General features: G+C 41.5%; 2 protein-coding genes. Both read left to right on the top strand.

What is annotated here, in order from left to right; all coding sequences use genetic code 11:
• Positions 1-1,286 (top strand): group II intron reverse transcriptase/maturase (gene ltrA, locus AAEZ22_RS17870; RefSeq protein WP_352298287.1); only part of this gene is annotated, 1,286 nt, incomplete at its 5' end.
• Positions 1,287-1,460: 174 nt separating this feature from the next.
• Positions 1,461-2,657, top strand: coding sequence for an IS256 family transposase (locus AAEZ22_RS17875; RefSeq protein ID WP_352298290.1), 1,197 nt, complete (start codon positions 1,461-1,463; stop codon positions 2,655-2,657).
• The last annotated feature ends 92 nt before the right edge of the window (positions 2,658-2,749 follow it).

Genomic DNA, 2,749 nt, shown 5'->3' on the forward strand with positions numbered 1-2,749 from the left:
AAAGGCAATTGATGACAGTTTACTACAGCTTATATGGGCAATTATTAGATATTAATAACCTGTACAAGGGATTCAAAAAAGTGAAAGCAGCGAAAGGAGCCGCCGGAATAGATGGGCAATCCATAGCCGCGTTCGCCTTGAATTTAGAGGAAAACTTGAAACAACTGCAAGGTGAACTGCAAAGCAAGCAGTATCGCGCACAGCCAGTCAAACGGATAGAAATACCGAAAGATGATGGCGGCGTGAGATTGCTGGGTATACCAACAGTTCGCGACCGCATAGCACAACAGACACTATTGAACATTCTCCAGCCGATCTTCGACATCGACTTTCATCCATCAAGTTATGGGTACAGGCCGAAACGAAGTTGTCATGACGCCATCAGCAAAGCTACGGTATTTATTCGTAAATATCACCGTGAGTGGGTGGTTGATATGGATCTGTCGAAGTGTTTTGACCTACTCGATCACGACTTGATCATAAGCAGCGTCAAACGCAAAGTGACAGACGGTAGCATCTTAAAACTGCTCAAACAGTTTTTAAAAAGCGGAGTAATGATAGGCAATAATTGGGAAGCGAGTGAGCTAGGAAGTCCACAAGGTGGTGTTATCAGTCCATTGTTGGCGAATATCTACCTAGATGCGTTCGATCAAGAAATGAAAAAGCGAAATCACAGAATAGTGAGGTACGCCGACGACATATTGATCTTATGCTGCACAGAAAAAGCAGCCAAGAATGCACTCACAGTAGCGACTCAGATACTCGAAAAAGGCTTAAAGTTAACAGTCAACCAAAAGAAAACGCACATAGCGCATAGTAGTGAAGGCGTAAAATTTTTGGGAGTGGAGATAGGCAGTAATTGGACGCGTATCCAAGCCACAAAACTCAAAGGCTTTAAACAAAGAGTTAAACGATTAACAAAGCGAAATAGTGGCATGAACTTAATTGAAGTAATAAAAAGACTCAATCCAGTGGTGCGCGGCTTTGTAAATTATTTCAGTATAGCCAATTGTAAACGGATGTTAGAGGCGTTGGCGAGGTGGGTGAGACGACGATTAAGGGCAATTCAGTTAAGGTTGTGGAAAAATCCAGCGAGGTTGCATAAACGACTAAAACAATTAGGGAAAAAGCCGCCATTTAAGTTCATCAAAATGAACTCATGGCGAAACTCTCTAAGTCCATTATCGAGTGTAGCGATGCCAAACCAATGGTTTGAAGAGCAAGGCTTATATTCAATAGAAAAAGTAAGTACAGGATGGCTGGCTCAATCGGCGTTTAGAAAATAAACCGAAGGGATAGAAGAATACAGGAGCCGTATACGAGGCCCGTACGTACGGTTCTGTGAGAGGGATGAGGCAAAAACTGTCAACAACAACCGAAAAGTGAGAGGATGTAACTAATTTTGTGTAACTGCCTATCATTATTTACTCTAAAAAGAGTTTAAGGATTAGGCGATGAACATGAATAAAGAAGAACTCGAAGCGTTTGCAAAAGAAGCAGCTAAAAGTATTAAAACACCTGACGATTTAAATCAATTTAGTCAGATGTTAAAAAAGATAACTGTTGAAGCCGCACTTAATGCAGAAATGGATGAACATTTAGGCTATCAAAAACACAGTAAATCCACGAGCAGTAATAGCCGAAATGGTAAAACAAGTAAGCGTATCAAGACAGAAGACGGTGAGTTTGAGCTTGATACGCCCCGCGACCGTGAAGGCTCTTTTGAGCCACAGCTTGTTAAAAAGCATCAATCTCGATTCACCTCAATGGATGATAAAATTTTATGGCTGTATGCCCAAGGAATGAGCACACGCGATATCGTGAATGCCTTTCATGAGTGGTATGGCGCTGATATCTCTCCCACATTGGTGTCACGTGTTACCAGCGCTGTTATGGAGCAAGTCACTGAATGGCAATCTCGCCCCCTGGATGCGATTTATCCTATTGTTTATTTGGATTGCTTGGTTGTAAAAATACGCCAAGATAAGCGCGTTATCAAAAAGTCTATTTACCTTGCTTTAGGTATTAATATTGACGGCCATAAAGAATTGCTTGGCATGTGGATTTCAGAAAATGAAGGGGCTAAATTTTGGTTGAGCGTGCTCACCGAATTAAGCCAACGGGGCGTTGAAGATATCTTAATCGCGTGCGTAGATGGCCTGAAGGGGTTTCCTGATGCAATTAATACTGCTTACCCGCAAACTCATGTTCAATTGTGTATAGTGCATATGGTTCGAAACTCATTGAAATATGTCTCATGGAAAGATTATAAAGCCGTGACGGCCGATTTGAAGCTGATTTACCGCTCGTCGACAGAAGAAAAGGCGTTGCTGGAGTTGGAGCGATTTGCAGAGAAATGGGACAATCAATATCCTCAAATAGCAAAGTCATGGCGTGCGAATTGGGACAATTTAAACACGTTATTTAATTATCCGGAAGCAATACGAAAAGCCATTTATACAACGAATGCCATTGAGTCACTCAACAGCGTTATTCGCCGAGCGATTAAAAAGCGTAAGATATTTCCAAATGACGACTCTGCGAGAAAAATGATTTATTTGGCAATAAAAGAGGCATCGAAAAAATGGACGATGCCAATTCGAGACTGGCGAAATTCAATGAGAAAAACTCAGTTGATTTGGCCATACTTCCAGTAACTCTGCCGCCTCTGTGTATTCTCATGACTTTGATCACCGATTCTCATCAGCTTTGATCGCTTGATTTATCATTTTGTAGAGCCATTTTTAAA

The organism is Pseudoalteromonas sp. 20-MNA-CIBAN-0454 (assembly GCF_040308685.1).
GTDB classification, from domain to species: domain Bacteria; phylum Pseudomonadota; class Gammaproteobacteria; order Enterobacterales; family Alteromonadaceae; genus Pseudoalteromonas; species Pseudoalteromonas nigrifaciens.